General features: G+C 38.1%; 21 protein-coding genes. 18 read left to right on the top strand and 3 right to left on the bottom strand.

Annotated elements, in window-relative coordinates:
* The first annotated feature begins 2 nt into the window (after positions 1 to 2).
* The 7 genes from murB to proC all read left to right on the top strand — a co-directional run bounded on the left by murB (position 3) and on the right by proC (position 9,305).
* Positions 3 to 1,016: a UDP-N-acetylmuramate dehydrogenase gene (gene murB / locus IW22_RS02220; protein ID WP_034723778.1), complete on the top strand. Its 1,014-nt coding sequence runs from the start codon at positions 3 to 5 to the stop codon at positions 1,014 to 1,016.
* A 139-nt stretch (positions 1,017 to 1,155) separates the two neighbouring features.
* Positions 1,156 to 3,909 carry a carboxypeptidase-like regulatory domain-containing protein gene (locus IW22_RS02215; protein WP_034723776.1) on the top strand — a complete coding sequence of 918 codons (2,754 nt, stop codon included), beginning with the start codon at positions 1,156 to 1,158 and terminating at the stop codon, positions 3,907 to 3,909.
* Positions 3,910 to 3,932: 23 nt separating this feature from the next.
* Entirely contained in the window at positions 3,933 to 5,159 is a 1,227-nt protein-coding gene (locus IW22_RS02210) for a DUF4876 domain-containing protein (RefSeq protein ID WP_034723774.1), read from the top strand.
* A gap of 18 nt (positions 5,160 to 5,177) precedes the next feature.
* Positions 5,178 to 6,701, top strand: coding sequence for a DUF6850 family outer membrane beta-barrel protein (locus IW22_RS02205; RefSeq protein WP_034723772.1), 1,524 nt, complete (start codon positions 5,178 to 5,180; stop codon positions 6,699 to 6,701).
* A gap of 90 nt (positions 6,702 to 6,791) precedes the next feature.
* A complete protein-coding gene (locus IW22_RS02200; RefSeq protein ID WP_410492831.1) occupies positions 6,792 to 7,853 on the top strand; it encodes a cytochrome-c peroxidase in 1,062 nt (353 codons plus the stop codon).
* Positions 7,854 to 7,918: 65 nt separating this feature from the next.
* Positions 7,919 to 8,473: a hypothetical protein gene (locus IW22_RS02195; RefSeq protein ID WP_034723769.1), complete on the top strand. Its 555-nt coding sequence runs from the start codon at positions 7,919 to 7,921 to the stop codon at positions 8,471 to 8,473.
* A gap of 28 nt (positions 8,474 to 8,501) precedes the next feature.
* Positions 8,502 to 9,305 (top strand): pyrroline-5-carboxylate reductase, encoded by an 804-nt coding sequence (gene proC / locus IW22_RS02190; RefSeq protein ID WP_034723767.1) that lies wholly within the window; start codon positions 8,502 to 8,504, stop codon positions 9,303 to 9,305.
* Here the strand turns inward: proC and IW22_RS02185 are convergent.
* Entirely contained in the window at positions 9,286 to 9,708 is a 423-nt protein-coding gene (locus IW22_RS02185) for a VanZ family protein (protein WP_034723765.1), read from the bottom strand. The two genes, proC and IW22_RS02185, sit on opposite strands and share 20 nt — an antisense overlap.
* Before the next feature lie 55 nt (positions 9,709 to 9,763).
* Between IW22_RS02185 and lnt the strand changes: the two genes are divergently transcribed.
* Complete coding sequence (gene lnt, locus IW22_RS02180) at positions 9,764 to 11,398, top strand: apolipoprotein N-acyltransferase (protein ID WP_034723763.1); 1,635 nt, start codon at positions 9,764 to 9,766, stop codon at positions 11,396 to 11,398.
* A 349-nt stretch (positions 11,399 to 11,747) separates the two neighbouring features.
* Here lnt and IW22_RS02175 read toward each other — a convergent pair whose 3' ends face one another.
* A complete protein-coding gene (locus tag IW22_RS02175; protein WP_034723761.1) occupies positions 11,748 to 13,460 on the bottom strand; it encodes a T9SS type A sorting domain-containing protein in 1,713 nt (570 codons plus the stop codon).
* A 240-nt stretch (positions 13,461 to 13,700) separates the two neighbouring features.
* Between IW22_RS02175 and rpmB the strand changes: the two genes are divergently transcribed.
* The 7 genes from rpmB (at position 13,701) to IW22_RS02145 (ending at position 17,539) form a co-directional block, all read left to right on the top strand.
* Entirely contained in the window at positions 13,701 to 13,943 is a 243-nt protein-coding gene (rpmB, locus tag IW22_RS02170) for a 50S ribosomal protein L28 (protein WP_002976757.1), read from the top strand.
* Positions 13,944 to 13,949: 6 nt separating this feature from the next.
* Positions 13,950 to 14,132, top strand: a complete 183-nt coding sequence (rpmG, locus tag IW22_RS02165; RefSeq protein WP_027373683.1) for a 50S ribosomal protein L33 — start codon at positions 13,950 to 13,952, stop codon at positions 14,130 to 14,132.
* Positions 14,133 to 14,151: 19 nt separating this feature from the next.
* Positions 14,152 to 14,304: a DUF4295 domain-containing protein gene (locus IW22_RS23935; RefSeq protein WP_002976755.1), complete on the top strand. Its 153-nt coding sequence runs from the start codon at positions 14,152 to 14,154 to the stop codon at positions 14,302 to 14,304.
* 342 nt (positions 14,305 to 14,646) lie between these two features.
* Positions 14,647 to 15,603, top strand: coding sequence for an MBL fold metallo-hydrolase (locus IW22_RS02160; RefSeq protein WP_034723759.1), 957 nt, complete (start codon positions 14,647 to 14,649; stop codon positions 15,601 to 15,603).
* A gap of 175 nt (positions 15,604 to 15,778) precedes the next feature.
* The gene (locus IW22_RS02155; RefSeq protein WP_051890949.1) at positions 15,779 to 16,246 is read left to right on the top strand and encodes a RidA family protein; all 468 of its coding nucleotides are present in this window, start codon (positions 15,779 to 15,781) and stop codon (positions 16,244 to 16,246) included.
* Positions 16,247 to 16,255: 9 nt separating this feature from the next.
* On the top strand, positions 16,256 to 17,209 hold the full coding sequence (gene ftsY, locus IW22_RS02150; protein WP_034723757.1) for a signal recognition particle-docking protein FtsY: 954 nt from the start codon (positions 16,256 to 16,258) through the stop codon (positions 17,207 to 17,209).
* A gap of 69 nt (positions 17,210 to 17,278) precedes the next feature.
* Positions 17,279 to 17,539 (top strand): GlsB/YeaQ/YmgE family stress response membrane protein, encoded by a 261-nt coding sequence (locus tag IW22_RS02145; protein ID WP_034723756.1) that lies wholly within the window; start codon positions 17,279 to 17,281, stop codon positions 17,537 to 17,539.
* Positions 17,540 to 17,609: 70 nt separating this feature from the next.
* Here the strand turns inward: IW22_RS02145 and sppA are convergent, their stop codons facing one another.
* The gene (gene sppA, locus IW22_RS02140) at positions 17,610 to 19,364 is read right to left on the bottom strand and encodes a signal peptide peptidase SppA (protein WP_034723754.1); all 1,755 of its coding nucleotides are present in this window, start codon (positions 19,362 to 19,364) and stop codon (positions 17,610 to 17,612) included.
* A 20-nt stretch (positions 19,365 to 19,384) separates the two neighbouring features.
* Here sppA and folK point away from each other — a divergent pair, with 20 nt between their 5' ends.
* The 3 genes from folK to IW22_RS02125 all read left to right on the top strand — a co-directional run bounded on the left by folK (position 19,385) and on the right by IW22_RS02125 (position 22,513).
* Positions 19,385 to 19,801 (top strand): 2-amino-4-hydroxy-6-hydroxymethyldihydropteridine diphosphokinase, encoded by a 417-nt coding sequence (gene folK, locus IW22_RS02135; RefSeq protein ID WP_034723752.1) that lies wholly within the window; start codon positions 19,385 to 19,387, stop codon positions 19,799 to 19,801.
* An 18-nt stretch (positions 19,802 to 19,819) separates the two neighbouring features.
* Entirely contained in the window at positions 19,820 to 20,926 is a 1,107-nt protein-coding gene (locus IW22_RS02130) for an outer membrane beta-barrel protein (protein WP_034723750.1), read from the top strand.
* 72 nt (positions 20,927 to 20,998) lie between these two features.
* Positions 20,999 to 22,513: an OmpA family protein gene (locus IW22_RS02125; RefSeq protein WP_034723854.1), complete on the top strand. Its 1,515-nt coding sequence runs from the start codon at positions 20,999 to 21,001 to the stop codon at positions 22,511 to 22,513.
* The last annotated feature ends 143 nt before the right edge of the window (positions 22,514 to 22,656 follow it).

The raw sequence follows: 22,656 nt of genomic DNA, 5'->3' as shown, positions 1-22,656 counted from the left end.
CTATGCAAGAAAATTTTTCTCTAAAGCCTTACAATACATTCGGCGTTGACATCAATGCAAAATACTTTACTGAAGTACAGACCCTTGAGGAATTAAGGGACGCCATCCATTATTCTAAAAAACACGATCTGCCTATTTTATTTTTGGGTGGAGGAAGTAATATTCTGTTGACTAAGGATTTTGACGGTCTTGCCATTAAACTCAGCTTAAAAGGAATTGATGAAAAAGATCTGAATGACAACGAAATTCTGGTAACGGCAAAAGCAGGAGAAAACTGGCATGAATTTGTGATGTACAGCCTTGAAAAAAACTATGGCGGCCTGGAAAACCTTTCTTTGATCCCGGGAAATGTAGGCACTTCACCGATGCAGAATATCGGAGCTTACGGAACGGAAATCAAAGACATTTTTGTCAGCTGTACCGTTTTAGACCTTGAAAATCTTGCGCTTAAAACATTCAACCTTGAGGAGTGCCGTTTTGGTTACAGGGATTCTATTTTCAAGCAGGAAGGAAAAGGAAGATACGTGATTTTGGAAGTTACTTTCCAATTAACCAAAAAGGATCATCACATTAAAACGGAATACGGTGCCATAAAAACGGAACTGGAAAATCTGGGAATTACTCATCCTACCATTCAGGATGTTTCCAAAGCCGTGATCAATATCAGACAGAGCAAACTGCCGGATCCTAAAGAAACGGGAAATGCGGGAAGCTTTTTTAAAAACCCTACCATTCCTTTAGCCCAATTCGAAGATCTGAAACAGAAATTTGAAAATATTCCGGGTTATCCTAACGGAGATGTGGTAAAAGTACCCGCAGGATGGCTCATCGAGCAATGCGGATGGAAAGGCAAACAAATCGGAAATGCCGCTTCGCACAAACTTCAGGCATTGGTAATCGTGAATGCAACAGGAAATGCTACGGGAAAAGAAATCTTTGATTTTTCTACAGAAATTATCAATTCAGTTAAAGAAAAGTTCGGGATAGAGCTTGAAAGAGAGGTGAATATTATATAAATCGGACAGCATATTATGTAATTTTTTTTCAATTATATTTCTGACTTTTATCAATTATTTTAATTTATTCTAAATAAACACTAAATTACACCGTAAAATTAAATACTTTTGCGATCAATTTTATTTAGAATAAATACAAATGACCAGGTTTTTATATTTCGTTGTTCTTTTCTTTTTTTCCACACAGTTGTTTTATGCACAGGAAGAGAAATCTCCGGTAAGCATTAAAGTTTTCAATGAAGACCATAAAGAACTAAGTGGAGTTTCTGTTGTTATTGGCCAGATCTCTGCCTCTACAGATCAGGAAGGAAATACAAGTATTCCTCTCTCAAAAGGAAAACATACCATCAAAATAACATATCCGGGCTACGAGGATAAGGAACTTACAATTACGGTTGCTTCCACGCAATCTATTACGATCAGTCTTAAACCTGTTAATAAACTGGAAGAGGTTGTGATATTCTCAAAAGAAAGTAAGGGATTAACTACCAAATCTGTGATAGACAGACAGGCGATGCAGCATTTACAGCCATCTAGTTTTACCGACCTGATGGAATTACTGCCCGGCGGACTGGCAAAATATCCTTCTTTAAAAGGGGTAAATAAAGCGACTCTGAGAGAAAATACAGGCGACCTTTCGGGTGATAAGTACAGCACCTCATCGCTTGGTGTTCAGTTTATGGTGGATGACAATATCATTAATTCCAATGCAGATTTGCAGATTTCAATAGATCCAAAGCAGTTTTCAAACGGTCCTAAAGGCAGGGAAACAGCTTTTTCAGGAGTAGACATGAGGACTATTTCTACGAATGATATTGAAAAAGTAGAAATTATCAGAGGAATTCCTTCTGCCTCTTATGGTGATCTTACTTCGGGACTGATCAAAATAGAACGTAAAATAGGACAATCTCCTCTACAGGCCCGATTCAAAGCGGATGGATACAGCAAACAGTATTATGTAAGTAAGGGTTTTAAAATTACAGATCAATGGCAGCTGAGCGCCAGTGCGGATTATCTTGATTCTAAATCTGATCCTACGAATGAATTCGAAAATTACCAGCGTATCACAGCTTCTATCCGTTCAAAGAAAATATCAAATGTATGGGGCAGACCTTTGGAATGGAGGTCCAACATTGACTTTTCTACCAACATTGACAAAATGAAATACGATCCGGACAACGGATATCCTTCAACGGATAAGTATGAATCTACGAATACAAGAATCAGCCTGACCAACAATTTCATTTATCAGCTGGACAAGGCTTCTTTCTTCAATAAATTTACTTTAAACACGGCTATCCGCCAGGGTTTTGAAAAAATTGAGCAGGTAAAACTGATTCAGCTTTCGGGGCCACGTTCATTTTCTCTGGCTACTGAACAGGGTGAAAATGTAGGATTTTATCCCAATCTTCGTTATGTTGCCAATTTTTCTACGGAAGGAAAACCATTGGATATTACTGCTTTATTCAAAGCTAATGGAGTAAGAAAAACGGGAGGAATTACCCATAATTATGAAGCCGGACTTGACTGGAGGTATTCAAAAAATAACGGAAAAGGCCTGCAGTACGATATGACAACCCCTCCATCTGCTTCTGTCAATATAGAAAGACCGAGAGCATATGATGAAATTCCAGCCTCTAATCTGTTATCTGCTTTTTTCGGTGACCAGATGAGCTATGCGCTTGATCAGCATAAATTTACTTTGTATGCAGGTTTAAGAATGTCTAAAAATTTAGGGATTGACCGATCATTTGCCATCAGCAAAAAAATTTTTACAGAGCCCAGATTGAATTTCCAGTACAACCTTCCGCATCTGATGATCAACAATTATCCTTTGAAGACGGACATCACTTTAGGATACGGTCTTTTCTATAAGCAGCCTACGCTCCTGATGCTTTACCCGAATAAAGACTACTGGGATTATACTCAGCTGAATTATTACCATAACAATGAACAGTACCGCTATGTCAACTTCATGACCTACGTACAATCGAGAGAAAATAAAGCGATTGAAGCCGCTAAAAGTATAAAAAAGGAAATCCGTCTCGACCTGAGCTACAGAAACCATGAGCTTTTCGTGACTTATTTCAAAGAAGATATGAACAATGGTTTCCGTAATATGGTTCGTACGGCAGCTCATTCTTACAAACAATATGATGCTACACAGGTAGACCTCTCCCAATGGACCCCTAACGGACCGGATCTTACAAATGTTCCTTACGAATTAAAAACAAACCTTGGGGAATATCTGGTGACAGAAAACGGAAGTGAAACTTTAAAACAGGGGATCGAATTTGGATATACTTCGCCAAGAATAAAAGCTATTAATACAAGGTTTACGTTTACCGGTGCCTGGTTTAAAACGCAGTACAGAAACTCCGTTCCTTATGCTTTCAAGCCCAGTGTATCCATTGGTGTAGGACCATTCCCTTATTACGGAATTTATAAAAATGATAATGGTTATAATAATTCCAACATCAATTACAACGTACTGATCGATACTTACCTTCCAAGCCTGGATCTGATTGTTTCGGCTTCTTTACAGGGAAGTTTGTATGATCACAGTATTAATGACAGAAGAATCGCTGAACCTATTTCTTATTATGGAGCAGACGGCATCATCCATCCTTTCACGGATGCGGACAGAACAGATATTTATAAGCAGTGGCTGGTAAGAAATGTATCTGTAACTGATAACCTGGACAAAATAACCACTTTTACGCTTACCGGAAACATTAAAATAACGAAGAGCATTTACAAAGCTCTAAAGACTTCACTGTTTGTCAACAGACTTTTCAATTACAGTGCTCCTTATACGTTCAACAATGTAAAAGTGTACAGAAAAGGACTGAATACTCCCTATTTCGGAATGGAATTAAATTATAATTTTTAATATATATATCAAAAGAAAATAACATGAAAAAAAGAGTTATACTATTAAGTTTAGCAGCAATGATGACCGCTACATTTACGGTAACTTCTTGCTCCAGCGATGATGATTTCGGAGTAACAACTGCCCAGAAAGGAGTTTTAACTTTGTCTTTTTCGGGAGATGATATTTCTTCGTACAAAACCCTTGACGTAGAGCTGAAAGAAGTGAACACGGGAGCCATCATTAAACAAACAATAGAAAACAAAAACATCCATACTTTCGAGGTTCCTTACGGTTCTTATAAGATTACAGTAAATGGTGTCATCGTTTCAAACAATGATGAGATTGGAGTGGGGGCTTCTGCACAGACTGACATCTCAAAATTAATCACTACTCTTGAGATCCCGTTGATTCTGAAAAAATTCCACCAGGATTTTATCATTGAAGAAGTATTCTTTACAGGCGTGAAAACCGTTGATGGTAAAAACTATAATTCAAGCCGTTACTTCAAATTAACCAACAGCACCAAAAAAGTATTGTATGCCGACAAACTTATTCTGGGCCAGTCGGAATTCCTGACCACGGATGATAAAAACCCTACTCCCTATAACAAAGATCTTTCATTCCCTGTAAAAGCGGTGATGGTTTTACCCGGAACAGGAAATGAATATCCTGTACAGCCAGGTGACTTCATCGTTATTGCAGACAATGCTATTAATCATAAGGAAAACACAAGTACAGCATTTGATCTTCACAACGCCAACTTTGAATTTCCGTCTGTAAACCCGGCACTGGGACAGGTAGACAACCCTTCTGTACCGAATGCGAGAATCATTTACACGCAGATGAATTTCAATATGTTCTTCCTTCACGACCGTGGATTTGAAAGCTATGTGATTGCCCGTTTCCCTGCAGGAGAAAATGAAAATACATTCCTAACGAATTTCAAATATAATTACACTTACCAAAACAGTGCAGGAGGAGTTACTTCAAAAAGCGCGTACTCTATTCCCAACTCATGGATCATAGATGGGGTAAACAACAGTATTTCAACCAAATTTGTACACGTATTAACTTCAGCGAGCATCGATGGAGGATGGACATCGGTAGGAACAATTGATAAAGACCCTACCCGTTATGGAAAATCTGTAAGACGTAAAGTAACAGGACAGATGGACAATGGGAAAGATCTTTATATGGATACCAACAATTCGTCTAAAGACTTTACCAAAGATTCTGAACCAAGTCTTAAAGACGGTATTGTACACTAAAAGTCAGATTATCTTATTATGCGACATACCAAAAGTTCTTTCTTCTTACTGTTGATTGGGTTTTCATTAACAGCAAAAGCTCAGGACAGTCTGAGTCTTTTCAAAACTCTTAACAACCAGTACAGCACAGAAAGACATTTTAAAAATAATTTTTACTATAATCCGGCATCAATGTCGGATTATAGTTCTGCTTCCTTCTCAGAATTTAATACCGGATATCATAGCAATAATGAAAAAAGCTACCGCCAGCAGTTGGGAAGCGGCAGTAAAGGCTTAACGGTAGAAGCAAAATCTTTCCAAAAACTAAAGCCCAACCGCTATGTCTGGGGAAATGCAAGCTATCAGAACTTAAAAGTCAATTCCGTAAAATGGAATGAAACTTTAGATTATGACCGCGTTGCCCCTTACATCACCGCAGATTCTGTAGGAGGTAAATTAAACCTGGAACGCTATCAGTTTGCCGGTGGATATCTCCAAAAATTAAACCGCTGGACCCTTGCCGGACAGGTAAGCTATTCCGCACAGCTTGGATACCGCTCAAAAGATCCGAGAATGAGAAGCACGACTTCTGATCTGAAAATTAATGCCGGACTGAACTACAAGGTCTTCAAGGCGTATGAAATAGGTATTTTCGGTGAATTGAATAAATATACCCAAAATAATTCTGTCAACTTCCAGAGTTTATTGGGAAGACCTTATGTGTATCAGATGTCAGGCTTTGGCTTTTCCAACTATCTCTTTAATGGGGGAACATTTCCCAAAAACACGTTTGAAGAGTTTACTTACAGGGGAGGAATTCAGATTTCCGGAAACGGAGGTCAGGATTTTTACCTTCAGGCATCCGCTGGAACGGGTAACAATAAGAAAAGTTATAATGACAGTTCCAATACTTTCTTTGATATTTCTGATCTGAAAAATGAAAGCTTTGAAATAGAAGGAGCCAAGTTCTTCACTGTTTATGAAAAACACAGATTAGGCTTGTTAGTCAACTACAGGGCAGCAAGAAATACAGGATCAGAATATGGCTATTCCCTAAACACCGTAGCTTTAACCCAAGTTTTTAAAAGAGAATCTTACCGCAGGGAAAATTACGAAACGACCATAAAAGGGTTCTATCAGTACACCAAAGACAATTTTTCGGTGACCGCAATTCCTTTTTTTGGCCGTGAAGAAATTAAAGAAAGAAGATTATTTCCAGATGCAGGACAAAAATTTATTTACTCTTATTTCGGGATCAATGCAGACCTGAAACAGCAGATCAATGACCGTCAAATGGTTACATTCCAGCCTTATTTTTCTACAAGAAGGGTGAGTAAATCTATTAATGCACTGGCTACCACACCAAATGCCGGAGTCGACGAATGGATGCTTCATGATTTCAATTTCCAGGCAAGTGATATCACTACATTTGGAGCATCTGTACGGTATGATTTTAAGCTTGAAAAATTACCCGCATTCTTTGCAAGTGTACAGTACCAATCACAAAAAATTCAGGGAAAAAATAATAATTTTGCCGGAGGAAGCATCGGAATAACATTTTAAGTGATGAAAAGAGGTATATATTGGGTTTTAGGATTGGTTTTATTGGTATTGTGGAGTTTCACCCCTAAAGTACATCAGGATCTTTCGAATATGCAGGATCCGGGTATTGAAGATATTGTAAAAAGCTACAAAAAAGCAATCACCGACTGGCCAAAACCCGATATCGATTACGGTATCCAATGGAAAGAATTTGCTCCTATTAAAAATGATACTGCTTTTTTCACGGAGCAGGATAAGCCTAATGTTATTTTAGGTAAAATGCTCTTCTTCGATCCTAAATTATCCAAATCAAGCCAGGTTTCGTGCAGCTCATGCCACGATCCGGAAATGGGTTGGTCCGACCGCAGACGTGTGGCTTTGGGAAGCGACCATCTTTTAGGAAACAGAAATTCTATCTCCCTTTATAATATTGCAGAACGTCAGTCATTTTTCTGGGACGGAAGAGCAAAAACCCTTGAAGAGCAGGCTGCGGGTCCCCTGGGTGCCCATCACGAAATGGCAATGGATGTAAAAACTCTGCCTGCCAAAATACAGGCCGTGAAAGGATACCAGGAACTTTTCAAAAAAGCATACGGCACAGACAAAGTGACGTATGACAGAATCGTAAAAGCTATTGCCGATTTTCAGAAAACCATCAAAAGCCAACCCAGCCGTTTCGATAAATTTCTGGAAGGAAAATACAGTGCTTTATCCGATGAGGAAATCTACGGAATGCATATTTTCCGTACCAAAGCCCGCTGCATGAATTGTCATAACGGGCAGTACCTTACAGATGAATCTTTCCACAATATCGGGCTTACCTATTACAAAAAGAAATACCAGGATCTGGGACTGTATGACGTCACCAAAAAACCTGAAGATGTGGGTAAATTCAGAACTCCCCAATTAAGAGATCTAATGCTTACCCAACCATGGATGCACAACGGACTCTTCAACGATCTTGAAGGTGTTGTGAATATTTACAATAGCGGAATGCACCAATTGGACCCCAGTCCTGAAAAAAAGAAACTGGATCCAATGCACCCTAATACCGATCCTTTATTAAAGCCTCTGAACTTAACGAAAGAAGAAACCAGAGCGCTCGTTTCTTTCCTGGAATCTCTTTCAGGAACAAAGTTTAAAATGAGACGTCCGGAATTCCCAACTGAATAGATTTAACCTGATTCAGACCTTATTTTTGGTTAAATAGTTTTATTTTAGCTAAAAATATCGGGATTATGGGTAAAAAGTATTCAGAAAAGGAATTTAAAAAATTAATCAAAAAGCATATTTCGAACACGGATTTCGTGAAGGTTTATCTTGATAATGATTCTGCTGTATTTGGCTTTTTAGTCAAGTTTTCTGATGATTTCGTCATGATTGAGGAATCCAGTGATTTTGCGTTAATGGGCATTAAAATTATTCCCTATGACAGAATTACAAGCATCCGTAATAATGTATATGATAAAGTTTCCAAGGCTATCTATATGGATGAAAACCTGATACAGTTTGATCACAAAATTATTGATAAAACAAATCTGGAAAATGCAGAATCTCTTTTTAAATCAATAAAAAAACAAGACTACCACTGTATTGTTGAAAGTAAAAAAAATAAAAAGGATTTGTTTTCAATTGGTGAAATTTTAGAAGTAAACGAGAAATCGGTTGTAATCAATAACTATGATGCAACGGGGAGAATCCATAAAAAACCTGATAAAATTTCTTTCAAAAATATTGATCTCATCAACTTTAACGACAACTATTCTAAAGTTTTCAGAAAGTACCTGAAATAAATACCACTTATAAATAAAGAGCACAAACATGAAAATAGCTATTCTCGGAGCCGGCAATATGGGCCTTTCCTTTTCAAAATCATTTTTAAAATATGAACTGATTAAACCTCAGGATCTTCATCTGATCACTCGAAGTCAGTCCAAAATTTCTAAAATAGCAGAAGAGTTTCCCAAATCCCAGATTTCTACTTTTGAAGAAACGAAGGAACTGGATGCCGATCTTATTATCATCGCCGTAAAACCTCAGGATTTTCAGCATGTTACTCAGAATTTCAAGTTTACATTAAAAGAAAATCAGATGGTTCTGTCTATTATGGCTGGGATTAAAATTGAAAAAATCCAGACCTTACTCAATCACCCGCTTGTCGTAAGAGCCATGCCAAACTCTCCTACCCTTCTGGGAATGGGAATCACAGGATATACCGCTGCAGGAGGCATTTCTTTCAGTCAGCTGATCAATATTGAACGATTATTGAACAGCACGGGAAGGTCAGTCTATCTCGAAAACGAAGATCTTCTGGACGGCGTTACAGCACTTTCAGGAAGCGGACCTGCTTACTTTTACTATATCGTAGATGCTATGATCAAAGCCGGCGTAGAAATGGGTATTGATGAAAATCTGTCCAAACTGTTTGTCCAGCAAACGATGCTGGGTGCCTATCACCTGATCAACAATTCTGAGAAAAGTCTTGAACAGTTGATCAAAGATGTCGCGTCCAAAGGCGGAACAACTGAAGCGGCTTTGAAAACTTTTGAAGACAACAGCTTTAAAGAGATTTTAAAAAACGGAATTTTAAATGCTGAGAAACGAGCTAAAGAACTAAACGGCTAAATTTCTTTTCGATAAATCCACACAGCAGCCAACCGAGACAAACACCGAGGGTATTCAGAAGAATATCATCTACCTCAAATATGCCCATTCTTGTAAAATACTGAAGCGCTTCAACGATGACGATGGATGCCATAAAAGTGTACATGAGTATTTTCAAATCTCTAAGCCGGGGAAAAATCCAGCCCAGAAACCCGAAAGGAATAAACATAACAATATTCCCCAAAACAATGATTACAATATCTTTCCAGCTAATGGTGTTGTGAATAAATTCTATGGTAGAGAAAACAGGTTCTACTGTAATCAGATTATCATCATACTGAAATCTGCCCATGCCCAAAAACATGAGATAGAGTAAAAACAGCGTATACGGAACAATAATGATTTTGTAAAATTTCTTTAACATCAAGTGCAAATTTATTCATTTCAAAAACATTAAATTTGTATGTTAAATCAATTTAATGAAATACGTTTTACTTACGCTCATTTCAGCGATGCTGCTGTCTGTTTCGTGGCCTACTTACGGAGTTCCGTTTTTTATATTTATTGCCCTTGTTCCTCTTCTGATGATGGAACACGGCATATCAAAATTTTCAGCTTACAAAAGAAAAAGCTGGATGGTCTTTGGGCTTTCCTATCTTTGTTTTGTAGTCTGGAATATCGTAACTACTGGATGGTTATATGGCGCCAAAAATCCGGACGGAAGCCATTCTATGATGGCAGTTGTATTCCCGGTACTGGTCAATTCATTTCTGTACTCCCTTGTTTTCCAATGCTACCACTGGTACAAAAACGCACAGGGAACGTACTGGGGATTAGGTTTTCTGATTGCCATATGGATGAGTTTTGAAAAATTCCATCTGAACTGGGAATTGACATGGCCATGGCTGAATTTAGGAAATGTATTTTCAGATTACCCTAAATTAATACAATGGTATGACACTTTGGGAGCCACCGGAGGAAGCTTTTGGATCCTGTTAATTAATGTTTTAATTTTCTACACCATAAGAACCTGGGAGGCCGGAAGAAAAAGAAAAGACCTGATCAGAAATGTGTCTATTGTAAGCGCATTGATCATCCTTCCGATGGTAATTTCAATGGTAAAATACAATAACTTTAATGAGAAACCTTCAGGGCAGGTGAATATTCTGATGCTGCAACCCGATCTCGATCCTTATGCTGAAAAGTATTCAAAGGACAGCCTTGCCATTGAAAACGATCTTCTAAGCCTTGCAGAAAGCAATTCAAAAGGAAAAATAGATTATTATATCGCCCCTGAGACTGCTCTTCCGGGAAGAGGTTCTATTTCTGAAACTGCTTTTGATAAGAGTTTACTTTTAAATAACATCAAAGGATTTTTAACGAAACATTCCGGAGCCGTTTTTGCCACCGGAATTTCATCACACCGATTTTACAAAAATCAGGAGAAGATGCCGAAAGAAGCCTACCAGATCAATCCTGATCTTTGGGTAGAAAGCTATAATACGGCTATTCAGATTGCACCGCAGGAAAAAGTTCAGGTGTATCACAAAGGAAAATTGGTTCCTGGAGTGGAAATATTCCCTTACATAAGTGTTTTAAAACCTCTTCTGGGTGATGCGATGCTTAATCTGGGTGGAACTGTTGCTTCTTTAGGAATAGACGAAGAGAGAAAGTCATTTGCCAATCCTTACAACAAAGGCAGAATGGCACCTGTCATCTGCTACGAAAGTATCTATGGCGAATTCACAACGGATTATGTTAAAAAAGGAGCCAATTTTATGGGCATCATGACGAACGACTCATGGTGGGGCGTTACAGAAGGCCACAAACAGTTGCTTTCTTACGCAAAACTGAGAGCCATTGAAACCAGAAGGGAAATTGCCCGCGCCGCCAACAGTGGTATTTCAGCGCATATCAATGCTAAAGGAGAAATAGTAGCCGATACCTTCTATGGTGATAAAACCACTCTATTTGCCAAAGTAAATCTGTATGAAACCATGACGTTTTATACAAGAGCCGGAGATCTGCTGTCAAGGTTTTCTATTTTTGCATTAGGATTTTTATTGTTTTACTTTTTGATTGAGAAGTTCAGAAGTAAGATGAAAAAGGCGTGATTTTTTTAATACGAATATTTCAACCACAAAAGATAAACACTTAAGTTTTTTAAAGTTTAAATACTTTGCGAATAGTAAGATCACATAAGTTTTTGAAAAATCAAAGATTTTTATTTATTACTGATATAACGTTGAGAGTGAATTGAAACTACGGGTAAATTCCCCTCCCATGGAGGGGTGGCGAAAATTCAAAGAATTTTTGACGGGGTGGTTTACAGCATAACAATATTCAAATCAAAAGCACTTTATCCGGCCGGATAAAGTGCTTTTTTTAAGATAACTAATAAAAAAAAGAAATAGAAAAGCCAGCTGGACGTCTGGCTTTTCTTACTAATAGAACTTTTCAGTTTTATTTAATCATAAGTTTTTGAGTGGTTACCTCGTTTTTAATTTTCAGTTTTAATAGATAAACTCCTTTCGTAAGATGTGAAACATTGACTGACTGGTCGTTATTTAAAACAATATTCTGTTTTCTTCCATCCATAGAATACATTTCAACATCCGAAACTTTTTCTCCTTTGATAAATACTTTCTCAGAAGCAGGATTCGGATAAATGGAAACCTGACTGTTTACCCCTATATCACGTGTTGCCAGTGTGCCTTGTGTAGAAGCATCAGAAAATACTTTTGAAGCATCAATAGATTTTACAGTCCAGTATACATTCTGAACAGACGGATCAAGATCCAAAAACCATGACGGTGTTGTAACTAAATATTTGGCAAGATTGGCCGCTCCGGGTGTAGATCCTACTTTAATCTCGTATCGAAGGGCATTCGTGGGTGTCTTGTCATCAGACGCGCCGCTCCAGGAGAATTTAAAACGGTTTCCTGTTTTTACTACATTAAGGACTGCCGGAGGTACAGGTTTCAGATTAACTTCAGTAGAAGTATTTTTGAAAAATTTGGTAAGTGAAGGCATGCCCGGATCTGCCCAATCAAATCCGGCCAATAAAACATCCAGGTGATGGTCATTGTCAAAGTCAAGTAGATTCACAAAACCTGGCCCTCCTAACGTATGCAGCCCTGTAGGTATATTTTTAGTAAAATTTTGATTCGAAGGATTATATATAAAAGTTTTTACAACGGCATCGTTATTACCGTCATTTCCTGAAACGATAAAATCATAGTATCCGTCATTATTGACATCTCCCGTAGTGACAGACGAATCTGCAATCTCGGGAACGTTTATTTTCTGTAGGTTTAGATGCCCGGTTCCGTCATTCATAAGAACCGCAAGAAACCCTTCATAGCTGGCATCCTGGCCTGTAATGACAATATCCTGAAATCCATCTGCATTAAAATCCGCATACTCCATTTTTCCACTCGTAAGCGCTGTAAAATCCTGTGAAAGTGTCAGTGTTCCCGACTGATTCAGAAAGACTTTGCCAATAGGATTATCACCATCCGCCACTCCCAGAATAACAAGATCAAGAAAGTTGTCATTATTAAGATCTACAAATTTGAAGCTTCCATTCTGTGTTCCCGGATGCCAGCCTTTAGTCAGTTCAAAATCGGTTGCTGTATTTCTGTAAAAATCAAGATTATTCACAAAACCGGTTCCTTCTACATATTGAGTTCCGTTGATGGCATAATCCACTTTTCCATCATTATCGAAATCAAAAGCTTCCAGAGATCCGTAGATTTTTCCGGCAAGATCTGCCGTTTTTACAAAACCGGTTCCTGTATTTTTAAACCGGTAATGCTTATAGTTTACAATGTCATTATAGCTGAGTCCTGTAGAAATAATATCCATCAGACCATCATTATCAAAGTCCATGAACTTGATATCTCCCAGATGGGTTGCATGGGCTCCCAGATTGGCATAAGGCACCAGTGAAGTCCCGTTGTTTTTGTATACTTCGTTAAAAGATGTATCTACATTTCCATCACCATCACTGTCAATAGCTCCATTGATCACCACATCCTGCTTTCCGTCATTATCCATATCAGCCACATCAGCTGATCCATAGTAGAAATTCTTCATACCGGTCTGGATTTCAGTGTAGTTCTGAGCCATCAGCCCAATAGGAAGCATAGATAAAAGAATACAGATCCTCTTCATGTTATTTTTATTTAGATTAATTAAAAACAAAGGTAAAGCATTCGGATTTGCTTTTTACAGAAAGCTTACATGAAATATATCAGTCACTTGGCTCAGCGTGTCTCGGGATTTATTTTATTTTAAAATTCATGATTATTAATCAGTCAGTTATTTGTAAATATTTTCCAAAACATTTGTCTATATAAAAAATTCTTCGTTATTTTGCACTCTCAAATATTATACAAATAAGAACATCGAGATATGTCAAGAATTTGCCAAATAACAGGAAAGCGTGCAATGGTTGGTAACAACGTTTCTCACGCTAATAACAAAACGAAGCGTCGTTTTGAAATTAACTTATTAGAGAAGAAATTTTACCTTCCGGAGCAGGATAAGCACGTAACACTGAAAGTATCAGCTCATGGATTGAGAGTGATTAACAAGATTGGAATCGAAGAAGCTATTGAAAGAGCTACTAGAAACGGATTGATTAAAAAGAATTAATAAATCATGGCAAAAAAAGGAAATAGAGTTCAAGTAATCCTTGAATGTACAGAGCACAAAGAGAGCGGTATGCCAGGAATGTCAAGATACATTTCTACTAAGAATAAAAAGAACACTACAGAGAGATTAGAGCTTAAGAAGTACAATCCTGTTCTTAAAAGATCTACCCTTCACAAAGAAATCAAGTAATTTATAAATATAATTTACCATGGCAAAGAAAGTAGTAGCAACCCTACAAAGCGGACAGTCAAAAAAAATGACTAAAGTTGTGAAAATGGTTAAGTCATCTAAGTCAGGTGCTTACGTTTTCGAAGAAAAAGTAATGAATGCAGACGAAGTAGACGGTTATTTGAAGAAATAATCTCCACTTTATTTACAATATAAAAAACTACTCATATTTTGGGTAGTTTTTTTGTGTATCTTAATTTCTTAAAAATAGATCAATTTCAAAACTTAGGATGCAAATCTTTTTTTAAACATTAAGACATTAAGATCTTAAAAGATGGGGTGCTTAAAAAACTTAAAAAAATCAATTTATTGATTTCTTCATTCATAACAACAACCACACTGCTTTAAATTAAGCAATAAGATAAAATTTATTGAGGTTAAAGAAATTAAGGTCAACTGTAAACAGACTATTAAAGGTTTGATTGTATTGATTTCACTCCCCAGGTTTTGAGATTAATCCTTAAAATACACGAAAATGAAAAAGATGCTTACTCTGCTGCTGGGTATGACTGTCACCTTCCAGACTTATCAGTCACAAACTGTTCAGAATAAAAACCCTCCCACGAAAGGGGTAAAACTTATTGTATTAGGAAATGTTCAGGATGCAGGCTCACCACAGATTGGCTGCAAAAAGGAATGCTGTGCCAATCTCTGGAAACATCCTCAACAGGATAGAAAAGTAGCTTCCATTGGCATAATGGATTATGAAGTACAGAAAACCTATATTTTTGATGCCACCCCGGACTTTACCCAACAGGTTCACCTGCTTCAGGAACGCTCAGGCATGCCGGAAAAAACCGTACCGGATGCCATCTTCATAACGCATGCCCATATTGGTCATTACACAGGGCTTATGTATCTGGGAAAAGAAGCAATGAATTCTAAAAACGTTCCGGTATATACAATGCCTAAGTTTAAAGTTTTTCTTGAGAACAATGGCCCCTGGTCTCAGCTGGTAAAACTTAATAATGTTACTCTCCGTGAAATGCAGAATGAAGTTCCTGTAAAACTCAGTGCAAATTTAGAAGTAACTCCTATTCAGGTCCCTCACCGCGATGAATACTCAGAAACGGTAGGCTACCTTATGAAAGGACCTCATAAGAAAGCGCTTTTTATTCCGGACATAGACAAGTGGAATAAATGGAAACACAGCATTACAGATTATATCAAAGACGTAGACTACGCTTTTCTGGATGCCACATTTTACGATGCAGAGGAAGTAGGATACAGAAATGTTGCAGATATCCCACATCCCTTTGTCATAGAAAGCATGGAGCTTTTTAAAAATTTAACTTCAAAAGAAAAGAAAAAAATCTTCTTTATTCATTTTAATCATACCAATAAGATCCTGGATACTGACAGTGAACAGAGCAGACAGGTTTTAAAAAACGGTTTTAATATCGCAAGACTTGGTGAAGAAGTGGAACTCTGATAACAGGCAATGTAAATTCCGGACGTAAGGAAACACTTGATATTGATTGTAAAAAGACAGGTAACTATTAAATTCATTTGCTGTTTATATACAATATAAAAATCCACTCCTATTTTGGGTAGTTTTTTTGTTATCTTTGTTCACCGGATTATTAATCAATTCAATATACACAAATATGAAAAAGGTTCTTATTCTGGTTTTCACAGAAATTTTTCTATTTTCATTCGGTCAGAAAAAGATGAACAGTGTAGAATACAAAAACTCGGCTGAAGTTTTTACCATTAAAGGATTGTCACAATCAACAGGCATTGACTGTGGAAATTCCAAAATGATTTTACTGTCCGGACAGGTGCCATTGGATGCTGCAGGAAATCTCGTAGGAAACGACGTCGAAAAGCAGACCCAACAGGTTTTTAAAAACATTGAAAGCATCCTGAAAGAATATGGAGCAACAGGAAAGGATATTGTAAAACTGGGAATATTCATCACCGATATTTCCAAAACACCAGACTTTAGAAAAATCCGTGACTTATATATCAACCTTCAAAATCCTCCCGTGAGCAGCCTTGTGGAAGTAAGCCGTCTTTTCAGAGACGATGTACTTATAGAAGTGGAAGCCACGGCAGTTATAAAAAACAAATAAGAATGAACTATGAGTTGGTTTAAAAATATTTTCAAAAAAGAAGAAAAAGAAACTTTAGATAAAGGTCTGGAAAAATCCAGCCAGGGTTTCTTTGAAAAAATGACGAAGGCCGTAGTCGGTAAAAGCAAAGTAGATGATGAAGTACTGGATAACCTGGAAGAAATACTGATTGCATCTGACGTAGGCGCATCCACAACCATCAAGATCATAGAAAGAATTGAAGAGCGTGTTGCCCGTGATAAATATGTAGGCGTAAGTGAACTGGATGATATTCTTCGTGAAGAGATATCAGGTTTACTTCTTGAAAATCCTCACGCAGGAACAGGAAATATAGACCGTTCGAAAAAGCCTTACGTTATTATGGTAGTTGGGGTAAACGGTGTAGGAAAGACAACGACTATCGGGAAACTGGCTCACCAGTTCAAATCCGAAGGCAGAAAGGTGGTTCTGGGAGCGGCAGATACCTTCAGAGCGGCAGCTGTGGATCAGTTGGTCATCTGGAGCGAAAGAGTCGGTGTTCCTATCGTTAAACAGGATATGGGCTCAGATCCTGCTTCCGTGGCTTTTGATACCGTACAAAGTGCCGTAGCGCAAGATGCTGATGTAGTGATTATAGATACCGCAGGAAGACTTCATAACAAGATCAACCTGATGAACGAACTTTCTAAGATTAAAAGAGTAATGCAGAAGGTGATTCCTGATGCTCCTCATGAGATCCTGCTTGTTCTTGACGGTTCTACAGGTCAGAATGCATTTGAGCAGGCCAAACAGTTTACAGCAGCCACAGAAGTGAATGCATTAGCCGTAACAAAACTAGACGGAACTGCCAAAGGTGGTGTGGTCATAGGCATATCAGATCAGTTCCAGATTCCGGTAAAATATATCGGGGTGGGCGAAAAGATGACGGACCTCCAACTTTTCAATGGTACGGAATTTGTTGACTCATTCTTCAAGAAAAGATGATTTAGATCATGTTTTCCCTTAACTTAGCAAACAAATCAATACATATTAACACTTAAAAAATTTGCAACTATGGGAATTTTAACATGGATTATTTTCGGGCTACTGGCTGGAGCTATCGCAAAAATGATTATGCCGGGTAACCAGGGAGGCGGCTGGCTGATCACCATTATACTAGGGATCATCGGAGCTTTCGTGGGCGGTGCAATAGGAGTTTACGTCCTGCACTGGGGAGACGTTACCTCATTCTGGAACCCTAGAAGCTGGATACTGGCTATCGGGGGCGCTTTAATTGTTCTCTGGATCTACGGAATGGCTACCAAGAAAAGCTAATACAGCAGATAAAAATAAAATCCCGGAACTGAAATTCAGTTCCGGGATTTTTTGTACAATATAATTTAGTTTAGTTGATCTTGATCTGGTAAGGCATTTCCATTTTCACCTCAGACTTCAGTTTCTCATCTGTGATCTGCTGAAGAATTTCATAGTTGGCTTTACCTATTTTATTTTTGATAATTCTTGCCGAGATATCCTCTTCGTTCAGGTCTTTAAAGATCTGCTCAAAAGGAGTCATTCTTTTCGGATAAGAAGAAACATGGTAAGATTTTAATCCTGCTTTCTGAGCGGCAAATTTCACAGCATCATTCAATGTTCCCAATTCATCCACAAGGCCGATCTGCTTGGCACGAACACCACTCCACACTCTTCCTCCACCTACACTGTCGATCTGCTCGAAAGTCTGCTTTCTGTTTTGAGTTACAAAATGCACAAATCTTTTATACGTTCCTTCTACACTTCTGGTGATCAGGTTTACTCCGTAAGGCGTAACTCCGTTCAATGCAGAATAGTATTGAGAATTAGCATTGGTAGCGACAATATCTGAGCGGATACCGTTTTTGTTCGCAAGATCCTTATAATAAGGAATCACTCCGAAAACTCCGATAGACCCTGTCAGCGTATTAGGCTCTGAATAAATCTTATCAGCTGCCATTGCTATATAATATCCTCCGGACGCTGCGTAGTCACCGAAAGACACCACTAAAGGCTTTTTCTTTTTCAGCTGCTGAAGTTCAAATAAAATTTCATCTGAAGCATTAGCACTTCCTCCGGGAGAATTAATTCTGAAAACAACCGCTTTCACTTTCTCATCATCCTGAAGTTCTTTGATATATTTCACATATCTTTCTGAAAAGATGTCGTTATAGCCATCCCCATTGTTAATTCCACCTGAAGCATACAGCACAGCTACTTTCTCTCCAGACTTATCTTCGTCTGCATAAGAACTGATATAGCCGGCTAATGACACTTTATTCAGCTTATCTTTTTCTTTAAGACTAAGCTTTGATTTGATCATCTGATCATATTCTGTTTTCTGGATCAGCTTGTCAGCCAGTTTGTATTTTAATCCCAATTCAGGAATCATTCCGTATAAACTGTCAACAACCGTTTTGAACTGTGCGGTATCCATTTTTCTTGAAACGGCCATTTTAGTTGAAGTACTGCTCCAGATATCATTTAAAAGAGTACTTAACTGCTCTTTATTTTCCGGAGAAATATCATTTCTTAAGAATGGCTCTACAGCAGACTTGAATTTCCCATGTCTGATCACTTCGATACCAATACCATATTTATCTGCAAAATCTTTAAAAAATGCAACTTCAGTAGCCAATCCTTTTAATTCTATCATTCCTGATGGATTAAGGTAGTACTGATCTGCCACAGAGCCTAAATAATAAGCAGACTGTGAAACAGCATTTCCGTAAGCGTACACAAATTTCCCGCTCTTTTTAAAATCTTCAATGGCATTTCTGATATCATCGATCTGGGTCATTCCGGCATGCAGATCGTCAGCTTCAATACTTATCCCTTTGATATTATCATCGGTTTTAGCCTTTTTGATAGCTTCCAGAACGTCATACAAAAGAACGCTTTTGCTTTTATCGCTGATATTGAACAGTCCCACTTCTTCTTCTGTAGGGCTGTCTATTATATTAGTCTTTAAATTAATCGTCAGAACAGAATTGTTTTTCACAGACACGGCTTTGTCATTTCCCATGGAACTGAACACAAGCATCATGATGAAAAAGACGAAAAATACGGCACATAATAGGACAATTGCCACTATATTTGCCAATACATTTTTAAAGAAACTTCTCATAAATCAATCAATTTTCCAATATGTCGCAGCATAAGGTCGTTTTGTTACTAGGAAGTAACCTGGGAGACCAAAAAAAAAATTTAGAGCTTGCTTTAGAAAAGATCAGGGAGGGCGGAAACGAAATATCCCAAACCAGCGAATTTTTAATAACAGAACCGGTAGAATTTGTCAGTTCTAATATTTTTTGTAATATTGCATCAATAATATTCACGCATCTTTCACCTATCCAACTGCTTGATTTTATTAAAAGTATTGAAGTAGAGATGGGAAGAATTAATGATTCAAAATCATCTGGAAGCTACAGCGATAGAATAATAGATATTGACATCATTAAATTCAACGGTCTGAATTTCAGATCAGAAAGATTGGAAATTCCTCATCAGAAACATTTGTTTGAAAGAGATTTTTCCAGAATATTATTGAAAGATTTTATCTAAATAAAACATAAAACATATATGAAATTAGGTTTATTATTAGCCATACTGCCTATCGCGGCTTATGCCCAGGATAGTACTGCAGTACAGTCTTCCGGTGAGTATCCTAATACCTTTTCTTCAGGTTCCGCTAATGTACAACGCTTTGACAACAAAGCCAGACGTTTCAACGACTGGTCTATCTCCGTGGGTGGGGGTGCTGCTTTTATGGCGCATTCTGACCTTACGTCTTTTTATGATAAGAAGGCAAGTTGGGGGTATAATGCTTATGTAAGTATTGACAAGCAGATTACACACGTTTTCGGATTGAGCCTTATCTATCAGAGAGGAGAGACGAAGCAGAAAGCAATGCTTGAAGGAGCAGCAGGAGCTGCTGCAGGTGTTGGAACAGCCACTACCAAATATAACCAGCTTGCTTTAATGGGAGATGTAAACTTTTCAAATTTATTGAGAAGAGTTGACAATCATTCTCCTTACAGATGGGCTTTCCATGGTTATGCAGGACTTGGATTCATGGGTTATGATACATCACTTCATGATGGTAATGAATTCAGATGGAGCAATACTCCCAAAAGAACTCCCTTATTTATCAAACAGGATTTCGACATCAATTCCCTATTCTACCAGTTCGGTGTAGGATTAAAGTATAACGTTTCCAAACTTATCGATATTGAAGCCAGAACCATGTATATCATAAGTGGTGACGATGAATTTGATGGCGGCGGATGGGCTGAGGCCAACGACTATGATCCTGCGACTGCCGGTTCAAAGTATAACATGATCTCAAGTTCAAGATCTGATAATGCATGGACGGTGAACCTAGGAATTACTTTCAAACTGGGAAAAAACCCTTCACACTTAGCATGGCATGATCCACTTCAGGAAGCATACTACAGAACAAGCGTTCTGGAAAACGCATCTCAGGATCTTGTAGTATGTGAAAAAGGTGATGCAGATAATGATGGTGTATGCGATGACTGGGACAGACAGCTTGATACTCCTGCAGGCGCAAGAGTAGACGGTGCAGGTGTAGCTTTGGATATGGATCTTGACGGTGTTATAGATCTATATGACAAATGTGTAACCGTTCCCGGACCAGTTGAAAACAACGGATGCCCTACCAAATAATACAATGAAAAAAGCAGTTGAAAGACTGCTTTCTTCAGTTTTTGAAAAAAAATTTTAATACATAAATACATGATGAAATTAAATTTAGCTGTTGCTGCATTAGCACTGGCGATTCCCTTCGTTAGCTATGCACAGGACTCAACAGCAGTTTCAACAGGAGAATATCCTAATACATTCTCTTCTGGCTCTGCCAATGTTTCCCCTTTTACCAATCAGTCAAAAAGATTCAATGACTGGTCTATCTCAGCAGGTGCAGGTGTACCGCTGATCCAGTCTGCTGACCTTACTTCTATCAAGAACGGTAATGGTAAAAATCTTTTCGGATACTCTGCTTATGTAAGTATCGACAAAGCAATTACCCATGCTTTCGGTTTAAAATTACAGTACGACAGAGGTGAAACAAGACAGGGATGGTTCAATACGAAAGATGCTGCACCCGATGCGAAAGCTGTAGGAGCAAGAACTCAGTATGATGCGATCTCTTTATTGGGTGACATTAATTTCTCCAATCTTTTAAGAAGAGTGGACAACCATTCCCCTTACAGATGGGCACTTCACGGTTATGCAGGTATCGGTACGATTGCTTACAAAGCCTATCAGAAAGACATCAACGGACAAAGATTAGCTACGGAAGTTAAGCCTTTTAAACTTGGGTCAATGTTCATGCAGGCCGGAGCTGGTCTAAAGTACAAAATCAACAGAAGACTTGATCTTGAAGGCCGATTGATGTATGTAGTTACCGGTGATGATGAATTCGATGGAGGTGGTGACAAATACAGTGCTATCAACAAACGTGAAGAACAGGTATCTGACAACTTCTTCAATGCTACTTTAGGTATTTCATTGAAGTTAGGAAAGCATGAGTCTCACTTAATGTGGCATGACCCTCTTCAGGAAATCTATTACAAACTGGATGTTCTGGCTAATAAAAAACAGGATATTGAAGTATGTAAAAAAGGGGATGGCGATAACGACGGAGTTTGTGATGACTGGGACAGACAGCTTGACACTCCTGCAGGGGCAAGAGTGGATGGTGCCGGCGTAGCTCTTGATATCGACCTGGATGGTGTAATCGATCTTAACGATAAATGCGTAACGGTTCCCGGACCTGTAGAAAATAACGGATGCCCAATCGTAAAAAAAGTAGATAACAACCAGACAGCTATTGAAATAGAACAAAATCTAAAAGATATATACTTCAATTTCAACAAGACAACCATCAGACCGGAGTCTAATGATAAACTGGATCTTGCTGCAAAAATTATCAAAGAGAAAGGCGGTAATTATTTATTAACCGGACATACGGATATTAAAGGAAATGCTGCATACAACCTTAAATTATCCAGAGAAAGAGCCGCTGCAGTAGTAGGCGCTTTGGAAAACAGAGGGGTCAGCCAGAATGTACTGAAATCTAAAGGAGTAGGTTCAGCTTATGCTGTAGTGCCTGCAACGGCATCTGATGCAGAAAGATTGGCAGACAGAAAAGTAACGGTTCGTTTTGTAGAAAGTGCGGATTGGGATTCTATTAAAAAGAAAGATTACGAAGATGCACCCATGAAAAAACAGACCAAAAAGAAGAAAAAATAATCCTTCCATATTAACCGAAAAGAACATTTCTTTTCGGTTATTTTTTTTACTACGAAATTTTTTACCTACCTTTATATTATTTTTCAGACATTTCGGTATGTAGTGAATTATGCATATCAGAACTATTGAGAAGAGATCATAAG

It is taken from the genome of Chryseobacterium sp. JM1 (genome assembly GCF_000737715.1).
Lineage (GTDB): Bacteria > Bacteroidota > Bacteroidia > Flavobacteriales > Weeksellaceae > Chryseobacterium.
This window is presented reverse-complemented; position numbering and strand designations above follow the sequence as displayed.

Coding starts and splice junctions, on each gene's coding strand:
- murB (WP_034723778.1), top strand. CDS start 3: ATGCAAGAAAATTTTTCTCTAAAGCCTTACAATACATTCGGCGTTGAC.
- IW22_RS02215 (WP_034723776.1), top strand. CDS start 1,156: ATGACCAGGTTTTTATATTTCGTTGTTCTTTTCTTTTTTTCCACACAG.
- IW22_RS02210 (WP_034723774.1), top strand. CDS start 3,933: ATGAAAAAAAGAGTTATACTATTAAGTTTAGCAGCAATGATGACCGCT.
- IW22_RS02205 (WP_034723772.1), top strand. CDS start 5,178: ATGCGACATACCAAAAGTTCTTTCTTCTTACTGTTGATTGGGTTTTCA.
- IW22_RS02200 (WP_410492831.1), top strand. CDS start 6,792: ATGCAGGATCCGGGTATTGAAGATATTGTAAAAAGCTACAAAAAAGCA.
- IW22_RS02195 (WP_034723769.1), top strand. CDS start 7,919: ATGGGTAAAAAGTATTCAGAAAAGGAATTTAAAAAATTAATCAAAAAG.
- proC (WP_034723767.1), top strand. CDS start 8,502: ATGAAAATAGCTATTCTCGGAGCCGGCAATATGGGCCTTTCCTTTTCA.
- IW22_RS02185 (WP_034723765.1), bottom strand. CDS start 9,708: ATGTTAAAGAAATTTTACAAAATCATTATTGTTCCGTATACGCTGTTT.
- lnt (WP_034723763.1), top strand. CDS start 9,764: ATGAAATACGTTTTACTTACGCTCATTTCAGCGATGCTGCTGTCTGTT.
- IW22_RS02175 (WP_034723761.1), bottom strand. CDS start 13,460: ATGAAGAGGATCTGTATTCTTTTATCTATGCTTCCTATTGGGCTGATG.
- rpmB (WP_002976757.1), top strand. CDS start 13,701: ATGTCAAGAATTTGCCAAATAACAGGAAAGCGTGCAATGGTTGGTAAC.
- rpmG (WP_027373683.1), top strand. CDS start 13,950: ATGGCAAAAAAAGGAAATAGAGTTCAAGTAATCCTTGAATGTACAGAG.
- IW22_RS23935 (WP_002976755.1), top strand. CDS start 14,152: ATGGCAAAGAAAGTAGTAGCAACCCTACAAAGCGGACAGTCAAAAAAA.
- IW22_RS02160 (WP_034723759.1), top strand. CDS start 14,647: ATGAAAAAGATGCTTACTCTGCTGCTGGGTATGACTGTCACCTTCCAG.
- IW22_RS02155 (WP_051890949.1), top strand. CDS start 15,779: ATGAAAAAGGTTCTTATTCTGGTTTTCACAGAAATTTTTCTATTTTCA.
- ftsY (WP_034723757.1), top strand. CDS start 16,256: ATGAGTTGGTTTAAAAATATTTTCAAAAAAGAAGAAAAAGAAACTTTA.
- IW22_RS02145 (WP_034723756.1), top strand. CDS start 17,279: ATGGGAATTTTAACATGGATTATTTTCGGGCTACTGGCTGGAGCTATC.
- sppA (WP_034723754.1), bottom strand. CDS start 19,364: ATGAGAAGTTTCTTTAAAAATGTATTGGCAAATATAGTGGCAATTGTC.
- folK (WP_034723752.1), top strand. CDS start 19,385: ATGTCGCAGCATAAGGTCGTTTTGTTACTAGGAAGTAACCTGGGAGAC.
- IW22_RS02130 (WP_034723750.1), top strand. CDS start 19,820: ATGAAATTAGGTTTATTATTAGCCATACTGCCTATCGCGGCTTATGCC.
- IW22_RS02125 (WP_034723854.1), top strand. CDS start 20,999: ATGAAATTAAATTTAGCTGTTGCTGCATTAGCACTGGCGATTCCCTTC.